Origin of the sequence: Tardiphaga sp. (assembly GCF_044336785.1) — a bacterium.
Classification (GTDB): domain Bacteria; phylum Pseudomonadota; class Alphaproteobacteria; order Rhizobiales; family Xanthobacteraceae; genus Tardiphaga.
Genome location: NZ_JBIIOT010000110.1, coordinates 1 through 15,667 on the forward strand (window position 1 = coordinate 1; position 15,667 = coordinate 15,667).

A 15,667-nucleotide genomic window follows, 5' to 3' on the forward strand; every position below is an offset into this window, starting at 1 on the left:
ACCGCGTGTTCGAATGCCGAGAACAGAGCCCGTGCAGCGTCGCCGGGCGGGCCGAGCGGAAGCTGATCGGTAGGGCTTGCTGGCATGGCTCGACTTTCACTCAAGGATATCGCGCGGACCGCCACCGACCGGACGGTCCGTGGCGCAGACACCGAACGTATTCAGACACCAATCTGCAAACTCTTTGACTCGCACCATCCAATCACCCGACAACAACGGACGTGGTTAACGATGCATGAAGTCTGCCAACAGTGCCAGACCATCCGCTAAGCCGCTGTGGAGTCGATATTTTGTGGATCCGCACTGATGCTCTTATGCGCGGTGCGACACTCGGAAACGAGCGTTGTCCACTGTTCTGCATGACGCGCAGAGAGCCATGCTTCGAGGCCCGATGGTGACAGGCCGGGAGCATAGATGAAGCCCTGTATGACGTCGCAACCGAGATCCGACAGGATCTTGTGCTGACCCCCGGTCTCAACGCCTTCCGCGACCACCGTCATGTTGAGGCTCTGGCCAACACGCACCACGGCGGTGACGATCGCCAGTGCGCAATCCTCCGTTTCGATATCGCGCATGAAACTGCGGTCGATCTTCAATTCCCGCACCGGAAGCTGCGCCAGGCGGCTCAAGCTGGAATAGCCGGTGCCGAAATCATCCATCGAAAGCCCGATCCCGGCGGCACGAATGCGCTTCATCGTATCGAGCGCGGTTGCACGCTCGTTCATCACAACGCTTTCGGTGACTTCGAGGACAAGGCGGTTCGGCGACAGGCCATGCTCCGCCATCATGTCCACAATCAATGTCGGAAGATCCGCATTTTCAAAACTGAGCGGCGACAGATTGACCGAGACACACGGGACGTGAAATCCTTGGCTTCGCCACGCGGCCATCTGCCGGCATGCCTCGCGCAACGACCAGATTCCGATCTGGTCGATCAGACCGCATTCCTCGGCAAGCGGAATGAATTTGCCCGGTGAAATCTCGCCAAGAGCAGGATCGGTCCAGCGTGCGAGCGCTTCGACTCCGTAGAGGCCACCATCGGCAGCGCGAATTTGCGGCTGGTAATGCAGATGCAGGCCGCCACGCGCGATCGCCGCGCGTAGTGCCGTGCTCAGCGCCAGGCGTTCCTGCGCTGCGCGGTCCATCTGGTTGCTGAAGAACCGATAGGTCGAACGGCCGGCCTGCTTGGCATTGTACATGGCCGCATCGGCATATTTCAGCAGGCTATCGAGATCATCGGCATTTTCGGGATAGATGCTGATGCCCGTGCTGACCGATATCGACACCTTGTTGCCGGCGATCTGCACCGGAGCCGACAGTGCTTCGGTCATCCGCTGGGCGATCTGCGCAGCCTGATCGGCGTCGCAGGCCGGCAGCATGATGATGAATTCGTCGCCGCCCTGCCGGCTCAGCACATCGCCCGGACGCAGATTGCTGCGCAGCCGCTGCGTCACCTGCACCAGCAATTCATCACCCGCGGAGTGCCCGAGCGTGTCGTTGACATCCTTGAAGTGATCGAGATCGAGGAACATCAGCGCGAGCCGCCAGCCGTCCGTGCAATTGGCAACGCCGCGCTCCATCAGATGCCGCATATGCGTGCGATTGGGCAGCCCGGTCAGCGCATCGAAATAGGCAAGGCGCGAAATCTCCTTGCGGGCCTCTTCGCGCTCCAATGCCAGCGCACCGAGATGCACGCAGGCATCGACAATGCTCTGGTGCCAGCGGCTCGGGCTGCGCGACTCACGATAGTAGAAAGTGAACGTGCCGATGACGCGGCCATCTTTCGCCTTGATCGGCGTGACCCAGCAGGCTTTCAACCCGGCCGCCACCACGGCAGAACCGTAGCGCTTCCAGTTCTCTGACGCCGCGATATCGGGCACGAATACGGCCTCGCCGCGGTAGATTCCGCAAATAGCGGCATCACCGTCCGGCACGATCCGTAGCCCTTCCATGGAACGCACATGCGCATGCGGCATGCTGGGCCCGCCGAGCGGATGTAGCGCACCTTCCGGGTCCACATAGGAGAGCGAGCAGATCACGTCCGGCGCCAGCTGTTCGACCTTGCGACACAGATCGTTCATGACTTCCAGCAGCGGACGCTCATCGGCAAGCGCTTCCAGGATATGGTGTTGCAGCGACTGCAACTGCTTGCTTTCGGTAATGTCGGTCAGCAGCGCGATGATCTGCTTGATCGTACCCTGCTCGTCGCAAATCGCGTTGACGGCCGTGGACACCCAGATCTCGTTGCCGTCCTTGCCATAGACCAGGAGCTCTTCTTCGGCTGCCCCTGTGGAACGAACCAGGTGATGCAGGCGCTTGACGACCTGCTGATCTGTATAAGGGCCGGACAGAAGCTCCACCGGCGTCAGCCCGCATACTTCCTCGCGGCTGAAACCGAACAGATCGGTGAAGGCAGCATTCACATAGTCGATGCGACCATCATGGTTGGCGATAAAAATGGCGCGATGGGTCTTGTCCGCGACCAGCGACAGGCGCGCGATTTCCTCGCGCTGCTGAACCTCCAGGGTGACATCGCGAACGAAGCCCATATAGGTGATCTCGCCGTCCACCTCGACGCGCGACATCGAGAGCGCGCCCCAGATCTCCGTTCCGTCCTTGCGCTCGATACGCACCTCGCGGCTGCGCCCGACGATGCGATTCACGCCCGTTGCACGATTGGCGTCGACATATTCGTCGTGATGCTTCCGGAATGGCATCGGCACCAGGCAGCTGACATTGCGGCCCAGCACCTCGTGGCGGCTGTAGCCCCATATGCGCTCGGCAGCAGCATTGAAATGCGTGACATTGTTCTGAGCGTCGATCATCACGACGGCATCGATAGCCTGTTCGAGACCGGCCAGCAGCGATCGAGTCGTGTCGGTCTGGTGGGGCTCTACAAAATTCATCGTCGCAACTCGCAAACAATCGCAATTTTCAAAACTGAGCGCGTTCAAAAAAGCCCAGATGCCGGTTGCCCGGCATGGGTGCGATGATATGTGCAAGTTGTCGCTAATCTATTGCACTGCGCCAAGGCGGTCTGCCGAGCAGAAACATCATTAAGCTGCAGCTAAAACGCTACGCTCCATAATTGCCCGGAAGAGCGCGTACAATCCATGCGCGATTTTTCTCGCAAGGCCTTCACCCATTTGGGTGAGGCAAAGCGCGGATCTCCAGTTAGCGAAGGTGAGATCGGCCTTAATGTACTTCCGCTGCGAGCACAGCTTCGACGCGAATTTCTTCGGTGAGACGCGCTTTGAGATCCGAAAACGCCGGGCTGGTCTTGATTGTGTAGTGCCGGGGATGCGGCAAATCGACCGGGATATCGGCCTTGATACGGCCGGGACGCGCCGACATCACCACCACACGCGAGGCGAGGAAGATCGCTTCCTCGATATCGTGGGTGACGAAGATCACGGTCTTGCGCTCGCGCTCCCAGATCCCGAGCAGCAATTCCTGCATCAGCGCGCGCGTCTGATTGTCGAGCGCACCGAATGGTTCGTCGAGCAGCAGGATCTTTGGATCGTTGGCCAAAGCGCGTGCGATCGCCGTGCGCTGCTGCATGCCGCCGGAGAGCTGCTTGGGGAAATGATTGGCAAAGCTGGTGAGGCCGACCTTGTCCAGCCATTCGCGCGCGATACTGCTGCGCTCCTTCTGGGAGATGCCGCGTTCGCGCAGGCCGAAGGCAATGTTCTCCGCAACCGTCAGCCAGGGAAACAGCGTGTAGGACTGGAACACCATGCCACGATCGGCGCCGGGGCCCGTGATGGCCTTGCCATCGAGCAGGATGCGACCGGTGGTCGGCGTATCCAGGCCGGCCACCATGCGCAGCAGCGTGGATTTTCCGCAGCCCGACGGTCCCAGGATGGTGACGAAGTCATTGTCGGCGACGTTGAGATTGGTCGGCTCCAGCGCACGCGTGGGCGTGCCGCCGCGAACGGCCGGGAAAACGCGCGAGACGTTCTCGACGATGAGCTTGCTCAAATGATGCTCCACGGGAACAGGCGCTTGTTCGCAGCCTTGAAGGCGTAGTCCGAGATCAGGCCGATGATGCCGATCACGATGATGCCGAAGATGATCTGGCCGGTGGCGAGCAGCGCCTGGCTGTCGATGATCATATGGCCGATGCCCGACGACGAACCGATCAGTTCGGCGACGATCACATAGGTCCAGGCCCAGCCGAGCACGAGGCGCAGGATCTCGGCGATCTCAGGCGCAGCCGACGGGATGAGCACACGGCGCAACACGCCGTCGTCTTTTGCCCCCAGCGTCAGCGAGGCCTCGACCAGATCACGACGCACGCTGCCGACGGCAACGGCCACCATCAGGATCAGCTGGAAGACCGAGCCGATGAAAATCACCAGCAGCTTCTGCATTTCGCCGATGCCGGCCCACAGGATCAGCAGCGGAATGAAGGCCGATGCCGGCAGATAGCGCGCGAAGGATACGAACGGCTCAAGGAAAGCCTCGACCGGCTTGTAAGCCCCCATCAGGATGCCGAGCGGCACGGCAACAAGCGCGGCGAGCACGAAGCCGCCGACGACGCGCCAGATCGTCATGCCGATGTCGAACAGGAAGTTCTGCTTGGTGAGCAGGAACCAGCCATCCTCGAGCATGGTCAGCGGATTGGCCAGAAACGTCTTCGATACAAAGCCGCCGAAGGTCGCATAGGACCAGCCCGCGACGAACAACACGAAGAACGAGATGCCAAGCACCACGCGCGCAGATGATGAGATGGGGGCGAGTGGCTTCATGATCAATATGCGATGCCCGTGGTCGTCATTGCGAGGAGCTCTTGCGACGAAGCAATCCAGTTCTTGTGACAAAGAAAGACTGGATTGCTTCGCCGAAGCAAAATTGGCGAAGCCAATTTTGCAGGGCTCGCAATGACGGTTGTGAGTGATGTGTCCGTTTACTGAATGAAGCTTGGATCTGCGAGCTTCGTCATATCGGGCAACTGCTTGATCACGCCGATTTCGAGCAGCAGATCGGCAGCTTCCTTCGAGAAGGCAGCATGTTCACCCGCGAAGAACTTCTTGTTCGCCTCCTGATCCTGCCAACGCAGATACTGTGCAGAAGCGCCGAACTTCTCGCCCGTCTGCTTCACATCGGCGCCCATGATTTCATAGGACTTGGCCTGATCGGACTTGATCATCGCAACCGCCTCGAAATAGCTCTTGGCCAGCGCCTTCACCGCGTCCGGATTCTCCGAAATGAATTTCGGCGCGCAGCCGAACGTATCCATGATCATCGGATAATCCAGCGTGGTCGCGATGATCTTGCCGGCTTCCGGCTTCTCGCGCACCGCGGACAGATACGGCTCATAGGTCATGGCCGCATCGTTCTGGCCGGCGATGAAGGCCTGCGCTGCGGGACCCGGCTCCATGTTGACGACCGAGACATCCTTCACGCTGAGGCCGTTCTTCTTCAGGAACCAGGCGAGCGTGAAATAGGGCGCGGTGCCCGGTGCCGAAGCGGCGACGGTCTTGCCCTTCAGGTCCTTGATCGAGCCTGTCGCGGAGCGCACGGCCATGCCGTCAGCGCCATAGGACTTGTCGAGCTGGAACAGCTGCGTGGTGGGCACGCCATTGGCGTTCCAGACGATCCAGGTTTCCACCGTGGTCGCAGCGCATTGCACATCGCCCGACGCGATGGCGAGGTGACGGCTCGCCTGCGGCACCTTCTTGATGGTGACGTCGAGGCCGTTCTTCGCGAAGATGCCGGCTTCCTTCGCCAGCGTCAGCGGCGCGAAACCGGTCCAGCCGGAAATCGCGATCGTCACTTTGGTCTGCGCCGCAGCAGGTGTTGCGACAAGAGCCGCGAGCATGGCGGCGACGGATGCTCCAATCAACTTCATAACGCACTCTCCTCAGCCAGTTTAGAATAATACTGCATGGCAACATGGCGGATTGCCAGAGTCAATTTATGCGCCGCCCCTGCGACAGAAGGTTCATACTGCACGCCATCAGACCCGCCCCGCAGGCGTGAAACGCGCGGTGAGCCGATAGAGATCGTTCGGATAGGTAACGCGTACAGAGGTAATGATCCTGCTCTTGCGCCAGGTGCGACGCTCGACCACGAGACAGGCGGCCGGCTTCTTCAGCACCAGCGCAGACCGCACATCATCATCGGCGAGACATGCGGTGATCTGATGCTCCGCCTCGTTCCATGGCACGTGACCAAGCAGCCACGTGCCCGGCGGCACATGCGCAAAATCGATGGTCGCCGCAGGCGGCACCACGTCGAGATTGATCAGTCGCTCCTCATAGGCAAAGGGACGGCCCTTGGCGATATGACGGCAGTTCAGCGCGAGCACGTCGCAGCTGCGATCGGTGCCGAGGCGCTCGAGATCGTCCTTCGTCGCCTTGCGCCGCTTGCGCACCAGCAACTCATAGCCATAAGCCTCGCCGCGCTTTGCGATCTCGGCCTGGATATCGGGAATATGCAGAACCGCGGATTGCACCACCGGCTTGGCGACAAAGCTGCCGACACGGCGCTTGCGCTCGATCACGCCGGCCGCCGCAAGGCCCGACAGCACCTTGTTCACCGTCATCCGAGAACATTGATAGGCCTCGACCAGCTCATGCTCGAACGGGATACGATAGCCGGGCGGCCAGCGACCCGACAGGATCTTGTCTTCGAGATCGGCACGAATGCGCTGATACAGCGCCTGCGGCGCGGCCTTGCCATTCGATGCTTTTGTGGCCCGCACTGTCGCCATCTAGAGACTCGCCAGTCGCTGGACGACACGACGATAGCGCTCGGTAATACCGGAGCGCTTGAGATGGCGCCCGCCTTCGACAACTTGCTTGCCACCGACATACACGCTGGAAATCGCGGACTTCCCGGCAACGAAAGCGGCCGCATCGAGCCAGCGATCGCCGCTCACACCACAAAGATCGGGATGGGCATCATCGAGCACGACGATATCGGCACGCTTGCCGACCGCGAGCGCACCGATGGCGCGGCCGGAGGCCTTCGCGCCGCCAGTCAGCGCATGCTCGTAGAGCGCGCGGCCGGTGGATTCGCCGGCATGGCGCGAGACCGCGTTGCGGACGCGATGCAGCAGACGCTGGCTGTATTCGAATTGCTTCAGCTCACCGAACGCCGAGATCTCGATATTGGAATCGGAGCCGACACCGAACACACCACCCGCCTCGATGAGCCGCAGACCTTCGAAAATGCCGTCCCCGAGATTGGCTTCCGTGAGTGGGCACAGACCGACGACGGCGCCTGATCTGGCAATACCCGCCGTCTCTTCCGGGGTCAGATGCGTGGCATGAATCAGGACCCAGCGTTGATTCACATCCACATGATCAAGCAGCCATGAGACCGGGCGCTGGCCGCACCAGGCGATGCAGTCCTCGACCTCCTTCACCTGTTCGGCGATATGCATATGGATCGGACAGCTCGGGACAGCCTTCAGCACCTCAGCAAGCGTCTCGGGCGTGACCGCACGCAATGAATGCGGCGCGATGCCGATGGCTGCATCTGTGACCGGCTTGATAACCTCGCGCGAGCGCTCCAGCAAAGAGAGAAAGCGCGCGGGATCATTGATGAAGCGGCGCTGACCATGAACGGGCGCAGCGCCACCGAAGCCGCTGAAATTATAGAACACCGGCAACAGGGTCAGGCCGATCCCGGTCTCGACGCAGGCGCTCGCGATCCGCGACGCCAGTTCGGCGAGATCGCCATAGGGCGCGCCGCTTGCATCATGATGCAGATAGTGAAACTCGGCCACCGAGGTGAAGCCGCCTTCCAGCATCTCGGCATAGGCATAGGCGGCGATGGTTTCGACATCATCCGGCGTCAGCGTATCGATGAAACGATACATCAATTGCCGCCAGGTCCAGAAACTGTCCTGCGTCTCGCCACGCAATTCGGTGAGCCCGGCCATAGCCCGCTGGAACGCATGGCTGTGCAGATTGGGCATTCCCGGCAGCGCAACGCCCTTGATGATTTCCGCGCCAGCGCTGCTCGAATTGTCGGCAACGGCCGTGATCGCGCCATTCTCGATCGTCAGAATGACGTCGCGCGCCCAGCCGCCGGGGAGCAGCGCATGCGCGAAGAACAGCTTTGTTGCAGCACTTGCCGTGTGCATGGCGTTGGCCCGTTGCATTCAAAAGACGCTCGACAATAAGCGAGGGCGCTGATTATGTATAGACATAGAACGTCCCAAATGAGCGGCACCGCCTCATGACTTTCGATACTCTCTGGACCAATGCGCGCCTCGCCACGATGACCGAAGGCCAGCCCGGCCTCGGTATGATCGAGACCGGGTGCATCGCAGCGAAAGATGGCCGCATCGCCTTTGTCGGCGCGGCGTCCGACCTGCCGGCTGGCACTGACGCTGCCGAGCGCATCGATTGCGGCGGCCGCTGGATCACGCCGGGCCTCGTCGATTGCCACACCCATCTCGTCTATGGCGGCCACCGCGCGAATGAATTTGCGATGCGGCTGGAAGGCGCGACCTATGAAGAGATTTCGCGCGCCGGCGGCGGTATCGCCTCCAGCATGACATCGACGCGCGCGGCCAGCGAAGCGCAGCTGGTCGCCAGCGGATTGAAGCGGCTCGATCATCTGATCGCCGAAGGCGTTACCACCGTGGAGATCAAGTCCGGCTACGGCCTCGACAAGGACACCGAGATCCGCTGCCTGAAGGCAGCGCGCCAGATCGGCCACGAGCGCGATGTCACGGTCATCACCTCATTTCTCGCCGCTCATGCAATGCCGCCGGAAGCCAAAGGCGATAAGGACGCCTATATCGATGGCGTGATCCGCGACACACTGCCCGCCGTCGCCGAGCTGAAGCTCGCCGATGCCGTCGATGCCTTCTGCGAAGGGATCGCTTTCTCGCCGGCGCAGACGGCGCGGCTGTTCGATGCCGCTAGGACATATGGCCTTCCGGTGAAGCTGCATGCCGACCAGCTCTCGAACCTGCACGGCGCGAAACTCGCTGCGGACTATGGCGCGCTGTCTGCCGATCATCTCGAACATACCGATGAAGACGGCGTCATCGCGCTGACCAAGGCCGGCACCGTCGCGGTGGTGCTGCCCGGCGCTTATTACACCCTGCGCGAGACGCAGGCGCCGCCGATTGCGCTGTTCCGCAAGCACGGCACGCATCTGGCGCTCGCCACCGACAGCAATCCCGGCACTTCGCCGCTGACCTCGCTGCTGCTCACCATGAATATGGGCGCAACGCTATTCCGCATGACCGTGGACGAATGCCTGCTCGGCGTGACGCGGCAGGCCGCACGCGCGCTCGGCAAGCTCGATGACGTCGGCACGCTGGAAACCGGCAAATTCTGCGATCTCGCGATCTGGGACATCGAGACACCCGCCGAACTCGTCTATCGCGTCGGCTTCAATCCGCTTCACGCGCGCATCCGGCACGGCCGGACCACCTTCACGCAATAAGGACCGCCATCATGGATCGCAGCAAAAATTCGCGCATCGTGCGCAGCCCGCGCGGCACCGAGCTTTCGGCCAAGGACTGGTTGACCGAAGCGCCGTTGCGCATGCTGATGAACAATCTCGATCCGGAAGTCGCCGAAAATCCCAATGAGCTCGTCGTCTATGGCGGCATCGGCCGCGCTGCGCGCAGCTGGGAAGCCTTCGATCAGATCACCGCGTCGCTGCGCAATCTCAACAATGACGAGACGCTGCTGGTGCAGTCCGGCAAGCCGGTGGGCGTGTTCAAGACGCATGCTGATGCGCCACGCGTGCTGATCGCGAATTCGAACCTGGTGCCGCGCTGGGCCAATTGGGAGCACTTCAACGAGCTCGATCGCAAGGGCCTGATGATGTACGGCCAGATGACCGCGGGCTCGTGGATCTATATCGGCTCGCAGGGCATCGTGCAGGGCACCTACGAGACGTTTGTCGAGGCCGGCCGCCAGCATTACAATGGCGACCTCTCCGGCCGCTGGATCCTCACCGCGGGCCTCGGCGGCATGGGTGGTGCGCAGACACTCGCAGCCACCATGGCCGGCGCATCGTGCCTCGCGGTCGAATGCCAACCCAGCCGCATCGAGATGCGGCTGAAGAGCGGCTATGTGGACGTCCAGGCCAAGGATCTCGACGACGCGCTCGCCATTATCGACAAGGCGAAGCAGGACAAGAAGGCCATCTCGGTTGCGGTGCTCGGCAATGCCGCCGATATTTTCCCCGAACTGGTCCGCCGCGGCATCAAGCCGGATATCGTCACCGACCAGACCTCGGCGCATGATCCGGTCAACGGCTATCTGCCGAAAGGCTGGACGCTGGCGGAATGGGAAGCCAAGCGCAACAGCGATCCTGCGGCCGTCGAAAAGGCCTCGCGCAAATCGATGAGCGAGCATGTCCGCGCCATGCTCGACTTCCACAAGATGGGCGTGCCCACCGTCGATTACGGCAACAACATCCGCCAGATGGCCAAGGAAGAAGGCGTCGACAATGCCTTCGACTTCCCCGGCTTCGTGCCCGCTTACATCCGCCCGCTGTTCTGCCGCGGCATCGGCCCGTTCCGCTGGGCTGCGCTGTCCGGCGATCCCGAGGACATCTACAAGACCGACGCCAAGGTGAAAGAGATCCTCGGGCACAACAAGGCGCTGGTGAACTGGCTCGACATGGCGCGCAAGCGCATCCAGTTCCAGGGCCTGCCCGCACGCATCTGCTGGGTCGGCCTCGGTGATCGTCATCGCCTCGGCCTCGCTTTCAACGAGATGGTCGCATCGGGCGAACTCAAGGCGCCGATCGTGATCGGCCGCGATCATCTCGATTCCGGCTCGGTCGCCAGCCCGAACCGCGAGACCGAGGCCATGAAGGACGGCTCCGACGCCGTCTCCGACTGGCCGCTGCTCAATGCGCTGCTGAATTGCGCATCCGGCGCAACCTGGGTGTCACTGCATCATGGCGGCGGCGTCGGCATGGGCTTCTCGCAGCATTCCGGCATGGTGATCGTCGCCGATGGCACGCCGGAAGCGGCCAAGCGCCTTGAGCGCGTGTTGTGGAATGATCCGGCGACGGGCGTGATGCGGCATGCCGATGCCGGCTACGACATCGCGATCGATTGCGCCAGGGAACACGGCCTCAATCTTCCATCACTGCCGTGAAAATTCTTCGCGCGGCGGATTACAGGACCATGCCGTGGAAGAACGGCATGGGGTCCACGACGGAGATCGCGATCCATCCGGCGGATGCGAAACTGGATGATTTCGTTTGGCGTGTCAGTATGGCGCAGGTGGCGAGCGATGGACCGTTTTCGTCTTTTGCCGCAATTGATCGCACGCTGCTGGTACTTGAAGGCAACGGCATCGACCTGTCGGTTGCCGGCGAAGCCGATGTCCGCATTGATCGCGAGACGATGCACGCCTTCCCCGGCGATCAACCAACGTCAGCCAGATTGGTCGAAGGACCGATCGTCGATCTCAACGTGATGAGCCGTCGCACGGCTGTCACGCACGATGTGCGGCGCATCAAGTTCACGCAGAGTCAGGATTTTATGATTTCTGCACAAACGATTTTTGTGGTCGAGCAAGGTGAGATCGAAGTCGTTGCTCCCGCGCCCGCTGTCTTTCTTCGCGCGCGTGACGCCGTCATCGTTGATACATCAACACCGAAGCTAACGCTGAAAGCGAGCGAGGCAACGCAGGTTATCGCGATTCAGTTCCGGTAATTATCTCCGAATTCGGGCATCGATTCTGATGACCCCATCAATTGAAGAAATGCCATAAAGATCAAATATATAACATATACTAATTACGGATATTTGATTAGCGGGGAATCACTGCAACACTCACTCTTGGTTGAAACACAACGGTGAGGCGAGGATTCGATGCATCGCAGACATCACAACATTCCTATCGAAATCGTGCGTACGGTTGTTGCGATCTCTGAAGTTGGCAGCCTGACCAAGGCTGCCGATCAGCTCGGCTTGAGCCAGCCTGCAGTGAGCTCGCAGATCAAACGCCTCGAACAAATTGTCGGAGGCTCGCTGTTCAGCAAGACGCCGAATGGCAGCTGCCCGACTGATCTCGGCAAGCTCGTGCTCGCACAGGCGCGCAAGATCATCGAAGCCAATGATCAGGTGCTCGCGCTCGGCGGCGCCGACAGCAACACAGGTCGCCTGCGACTTGGACTGAGTTCGCTGCTCAGCAGGCAGTTCGTGCAGCATACGCCGCACGGATTGAGCGACGTCCTCATCCAGGCCGGAACCTCGGCCGAAATTTCCACCGCCTTGACCGAAGGCCATATCGACATCGGATGCTTCTACCGGCGTGGCGATGTCGATTCCGATCTCGCGACGCTGATCGTCGATGAATACGAGGACCGCCTGATCTGGGTGCGGTCGAACAGTTTCGTGCTCAGCCCCGGCGCGCCGATTCCGATCGTCACCTGGGCCAATGACGACTGGATGATCAACACGCTGACGCGCCACGGCCTGTCATACCGGATCGCCTTCAGCAGCCAGGACTACGACGCCAAGCGATCGGCCGTCGAAGCCGGCATCGGCCTTACCGCCATGCCGAGCCGGATGATCCCGAGCGGGCTGGTTTGGGCGAAGGAATATTATTTACCTGAACTGCCAACCATCAAGAACCTGCTCTGTATCCGGCAAGGCTTGAGTTCCGGCCGTGTATTGGAACTGAAGAACCAGCTGTCCGAGCTGTTCATGTATCACTCGGCGCCCAAGGACACGCACAAGGAAACCCCGAAAGTTGCCTGACGAGGCCGCCTATTTTCGCGAGCAGGCCGAGCGCTGCGAGAAACTCGCGCGCGAGGTTGACGATCCCGCCATCAAGGAGCGGCTGCTCAATCTCGCGACGGAATATGCCCGTCGCGCGCAAGTACGCCCGCCACCGCCGCCACGCCGGCGTCGGCCACCGACTTATCCGAATCGCGGCTGAGTGATCCCGGCTATTGCCGGATGCCGTGCTTCTCGAGATCCGCCTTCACCGCCTCGTCGGACAGGTCGAGCTTGCGGGAATGGTCCCAGTCATGCCGTGCGGTATGCACGAGGCGCTTCACCACGTGATGTGAATCGGTTTCGATCGCCAGTTCGCGGCGATCGTCAAAACTGCCCGGGGTCAGATTGATCGAACCGACGATGGCGCGCTCCTCATCCGCCAGCAGCATCTTGCCGTGCAGTTTCATGTCATTGAGCCGGTGCACCTTGGCGCCGACATCATGCATGATGCGCAAGCCACCGATCCCCTCGATCAGCTTGTTCTTCTTCAGCTTGTGCGGCTGCCGCGCCATGATGTGGACGCTGACACCGCGCGTCACCGCCCGCACCAACCGCTCGATGATGTCCGTGTCCTGATAGCGCTCGTTCTGGATGAACAGCGACTCCTCGGCCGCATCGATGAACGCGCCGATCCGCTCGCGGCCATTGTTGGGGCACCAGATCAATTGCGAGTCCGGATGCGGCTCAAAATCCTGCTTGGCCCAGTCGGCATCGAAGCAATCCACCATCTCGGAGATTTCGAGCTTGTTGGTGGTCGTCACTGCATAGTCGCGCGTCTCGGTGAGATCGCGGGTTTCCCAGTTAAGCGACTCCACGAAGCCGAGCCCATCGTCGATCACCATCGACTTCTGATGGGTCAGCGCGAAAGCCGGATTGCTGTCGCGCACCTCGACCCCTGCCGCCGCCAATGCCGCCGCGGTCTCGTCATTCTCGCTTTCGCCGCTGCGCCGCGCCGGATTGAGCATCACCCGCACATGAACGCCGCGTTTCTTCGCCGCGATCACCTCATCCAGCAGCGTCGGATCGGTGAACAGGAACATGCGGATATTGATGCTGCGCCTGGCAGCCCGCAGCGGTTCGACGATCGCCTGGGCGGTGTCGTCCGGAAATACGATCAGTGTGTGCGACATGAACGAACGCTCGCAGAATGAGGGAAACGGGCGCAACCTGACTGTGACGGAAACGAGGTGTCTTGCATGTTTAACCTTGAACCGGCTCCGGCGTGAAGTGGCCGCTCGCGAACGCGGCGCGTCGATGATGGATCAGATTGTCGAGGCGCTGCGCCGCTGACAACAACGTTGGCGCATCCAGCGCGTTGTCATCGCCGCGAATAGCAGCAGCCAGATGCAGGTTGAGCAACTCGTCGATCTCGTCCTCGATCGCCCCCAGTTCGGCGTCGCTGCTTGCTTCCCTGATCCTGCGCCGAATGGCATCGACCGAGGTGAGTGCAACACTGCGGTGATCGGGCGTGCGAATGCCGAGGAAACGCCACGCTGCCGCGAGCACCGAGGCCAATGCACCCAGGATCATCGGCGTGAGATAGATGTCGTCGCCATATTTATCCATGAAGCTCTGTTCGGTGCCGTTGTAGTAAGCGGCGGCGCCGGGATGCACGGGGATATAGGCGTCGGGATCCGTATTGGCGGCAGCGACGCCCGACAGCTGCGACTGCGACGCCACGAGATCGCGACGGGCCGCGATCACCATGCCGGTGAGATTGGCGACCATGCCCGAATGCAGCTTCTTGTTGGCAACGAGATAATAGCCGACGCGCAGGCTCGTCACATCGTCATCAGGCACCGGCGGCGCGCCGCGCAATGTGCCTTTGGGAATGTCGAAGCTTTCATAGGCCCCATCGGCATCGGCGATGGCACCGGCAGCATCGATCGGAATCAGCACCGGCGCGCCCTTGAACAGGCCACGCACATAAGTGAGATATTTCTCCGTCAGCGGCACGACGACGAGAACCGCGCCGACCTCCTTCGCCTCGATGGCACGCCGCGCATCGGCGATCGCCACATCCTTGAACGTCACCTTGTCGCGGGTGAGATCATATTGCTTGGTCAGCGCCTGGACGAGCCGGTGATTGACCTCACCACCGACCACGCCCACCGTGCGTCCGTGCAGTCCTTCCACGGAGGTGATCCGCGAGCCCGGCGGCGCCAGCAGCATGGCGACGCCCTTGGTCAACACGGCGACGCTGCGCGCGGCGGAGAGATCGCCGACATCGGCGCGGATCACCGCAAGATCCGCCTTGCCCTCGGCAAAGGCCTTGCCGGACGCAACCACGTCGTCGAACCGTTCGATGTTCAAGCGGATCGAGGATTTCTTGTCCGCAAAATGGCTGGCGATGATCGAGGCGGTCCGGCCAGCCTCGCCATCGAGCGATCCCACCGCCAAAGTCAGCGTGGTCGGCCGCTCCACATAGCGCCATGCCAGAAGACAACCGCCCAGCACGAGCCCGGCGAGACCCGCGAGCAGCAGCACCCGGCCCCAGAACGGGAATGCAATGGTCATGCTCTTCATGTTCGGCCCGCAAGGCGAGGAGACATTCGGTTCGGCAACGTCTAAAAATGGACCTGTACCCCACTACAGTTAAGGTCCGCTAACCGAAGAGGGTTAAGCTCACCCGGCCTGGGCTGCGAATCCCGGGATGTTCGCTCCGGAGGCAAGTTCCCATGACCCGCCTGGTGTTCGAGATGCTGCGGCCCTATCGCGGCTGGCTGGCCATTGTCTTCCTGGCCATGCTGGTGGAGATCGGCGCCAGCCTTGCCGCACCATGGCCGCTCAAACTGGTGCTGGACGACGCACTTGGAACCCACCATCTGCCCGACTGGCTGGCCTGGGCCCATGACTATGGCATCGGCCGCCATACGCTCGGCGTCGCCCTGTTTGCCGGCATCGCCACGCTGCTGATCGCCGTGGTCGGCGCCATCGCCA

13 protein-coding genes and 1 pseudogene are annotated in these 15,667 nt (G+C 61.4%); 6 read left to right on the top strand and 8 right to left on the bottom strand.

The window, feature by feature from the left end:
* Nucleotides 1-266 precede the first annotated feature (266 nt).
* The 6 genes from ACIQ2A_RS22355 to ACIQ2A_RS22380 all read right to left on the bottom strand — a co-directional run bounded on the left by ACIQ2A_RS22355 (nt 267) and on the right by ACIQ2A_RS22380 (nt 8,098).
* Nucleotides 267-2,906, bottom strand: a complete 2,640-nt coding sequence (locus ACIQ2A_RS22355; protein ID WP_398483520.1) for an EAL domain-containing protein — start codon at nt 2,904-2,906, stop codon at nt 267-269.
* Between the two features lie 289 nt (nt 2,907-3,195).
* Nucleotides 3,196-3,981, bottom strand: coding sequence for an ABC transporter ATP-binding protein (locus ACIQ2A_RS22360; RefSeq protein WP_398483522.1), 786 nt, complete (start codon nt 3,979-3,981; stop codon nt 3,196-3,198).
* The gene (locus ACIQ2A_RS22365; protein ID WP_398483524.1) at nt 3,978-4,751 is read right to left on the bottom strand and encodes an ABC transporter permease; all 774 of its coding nucleotides are present in this window, start codon (nt 4,749-4,751) and stop codon (nt 3,978-3,980) included. Before ACIQ2A_RS22365 ends, ACIQ2A_RS22360 begins: the two co-directional genes overlap by 4 nt.
* A gap of 158 nt (nt 4,752-4,909) precedes the next feature.
* Nucleotides 4,910-5,854 carry an ABC transporter substrate-binding protein gene (locus ACIQ2A_RS22370; protein ID WP_398483526.1) on the bottom strand — a complete coding sequence of 315 codons (945 nt, stop codon included), beginning with the start codon at nt 5,852-5,854 and terminating at the stop codon, nt 4,910-4,912.
* A gap of 108 nt (nt 5,855-5,962) precedes the next feature.
* Entirely contained in the window at nt 5,963-6,718 is a 756-nt protein-coding gene (hutC, locus tag ACIQ2A_RS22375) for a histidine utilization repressor (RefSeq protein ID WP_398483529.1), read from the bottom strand.
* Nucleotides 6,719-8,098 carry a formimidoylglutamate deiminase gene (locus ACIQ2A_RS22380; protein WP_398483531.1) on the bottom strand — a complete coding sequence of 460 codons (1,380 nt, stop codon included), beginning with the start codon at nt 8,096-8,098 and terminating at the stop codon, nt 6,719-6,721.
* Nucleotides 8,099-8,193: 95 nt separating this feature from the next.
* Here ACIQ2A_RS22380 and hutI point away from each other — a divergent pair, with 95 nt between their 5' ends.
* The 5 genes from hutI (at nt 8,194) to ACIQ2A_RS22405 (ending at nt 12,887) form a co-directional block, all read left to right on the top strand.
* Nucleotides 8,194-9,417 (top strand): imidazolonepropionase, encoded by a 1,224-nt coding sequence (gene hutI / locus ACIQ2A_RS22385; protein WP_398483533.1) that lies wholly within the window; start codon nt 8,194-8,196, stop codon nt 9,415-9,417.
* Nucleotides 9,418-9,428: 11 nt separating this feature from the next.
* Nucleotides 9,429-11,093: a urocanate hydratase gene (gene hutU / locus ACIQ2A_RS22390; RefSeq protein ID WP_398483536.1), complete on the top strand. Its 1,665-nt coding sequence runs from the start codon at nt 9,429-9,431 to the stop codon at nt 11,091-11,093.
* Between the two features lie 29 nt (nt 11,094-11,122).
* On the top strand, nt 11,123-11,656 hold the full coding sequence (locus tag ACIQ2A_RS22395) for a HutD family protein (protein WP_398483538.1): 534 nt from the start codon (nt 11,123-11,125) through the stop codon (nt 11,654-11,656).
* Nucleotides 11,657-11,815: 159 nt separating this feature from the next.
* Nucleotides 11,816-12,706 carry a LysR family transcriptional regulator gene (locus tag ACIQ2A_RS22400; protein WP_398483540.1) on the top strand — a complete coding sequence of 297 codons (891 nt, stop codon included), beginning with the start codon at nt 11,816-11,818 and terminating at the stop codon, nt 12,704-12,706.
* Nucleotides 12,699-12,887, top strand: a complete 189-nt coding sequence (locus tag ACIQ2A_RS22405; protein WP_398483542.1) for a hypothetical protein — start codon at nt 12,699-12,701, stop codon at nt 12,885-12,887. Before ACIQ2A_RS22400 ends, ACIQ2A_RS22405 begins: the two co-directional genes overlap by 8 nt.
* A 10-nt stretch (nt 12,888-12,897) precedes the next feature.
* Here the strand turns inward: ACIQ2A_RS22405 and ACIQ2A_RS22410 are convergent, their stop codons facing one another.
* Entirely contained in the window at nt 12,898-13,857 is a 960-nt protein-coding gene (locus tag ACIQ2A_RS22410; protein ID WP_398483544.1) for a phospholipase D-like domain-containing protein, read from the bottom strand.
* A gap of 70 nt (nt 13,858-13,927) precedes the next feature.
* Nucleotides 13,928-15,244 (bottom strand): TAXI family TRAP transporter solute-binding subunit, encoded by a 1,317-nt coding sequence (locus ACIQ2A_RS22415; protein ID WP_398483546.1) that lies wholly within the window; start codon nt 15,242-15,244, stop codon nt 13,928-13,930.
* A gap of 161 nt (nt 15,245-15,405) precedes the next feature.
* Here ACIQ2A_RS22415 and ACIQ2A_RS22420 point away from each other — a divergent pair.
* Nucleotides 15,406-15,667: pseudogene (locus ACIQ2A_RS22420) on the top strand (ABC transporter ATP-binding protein); the annotation flags it as partial.

What these genes read in the sequence shown, in the direction of transcription:
- hutU (WP_398483536.1), top strand. Translation starts at nt 9,429, where the DNA reads ATGGATCGCAGCAAAAATTCGCGCATCGTGCGCAGCCCGCGCGGCACC.
- hutC (WP_398483529.1), bottom strand. Translation starts at nt 6,718, where the DNA reads ATGGCGACAGTGCGGGCCACAAAAGCATCGAATGGCAAGGCCGCGCCG.
- ACIQ2A_RS22395 (WP_398483538.1), top strand. Translation starts at nt 11,123, where the DNA reads ATGCCGTGGAAGAACGGCATGGGGTCCACGACGGAGATCGCGATCCAT.
- ACIQ2A_RS22415 (WP_398483546.1), bottom strand. Translation starts at nt 15,244, where the DNA reads ATGACCATTGCATTCCCGTTCTGGGGCCGGGTGCTGCTGCTCGCGGGT.
- ACIQ2A_RS22370 (WP_398483526.1), bottom strand. Translation starts at nt 5,854, where the DNA reads ATGAAGTTGATTGGAGCATCCGTCGCCGCCATGCTCGCGGCTCTTGTC.
- ACIQ2A_RS22380 (WP_398483531.1), bottom strand. Translation starts at nt 8,098, where the DNA reads ATGCACACGGCAAGTGCTGCAACAAAGCTGTTCTTCGCGCATGCGCTG.
- ACIQ2A_RS22365 (WP_398483524.1), bottom strand. Translation starts at nt 4,751, where the DNA reads ATGAAGCCACTCGCCCCCATCTCATCATCTGCGCGCGTGGTGCTTGGC.
- ACIQ2A_RS22410 (WP_398483544.1), bottom strand. Translation starts at nt 13,857, where the DNA reads ATGTCGCACACACTGATCGTATTTCCGGACGACACCGCCCAGGCGATC.
- ACIQ2A_RS22400 (WP_398483540.1), top strand. Translation starts at nt 11,816, where the DNA reads ATGCATCGCAGACATCACAACATTCCTATCGAAATCGTGCGTACGGTT.
- ACIQ2A_RS22355 (WP_398483520.1), bottom strand. Translation starts at nt 2,906, where the DNA reads ATGAATTTTGTAGAGCCCCACCAGACCGACACGACTCGATCGCTGCTG.
- hutI (WP_398483533.1), top strand. Translation starts at nt 8,194, where the DNA reads ATGACTTTCGATACTCTCTGGACCAATGCGCGCCTCGCCACGATGACC.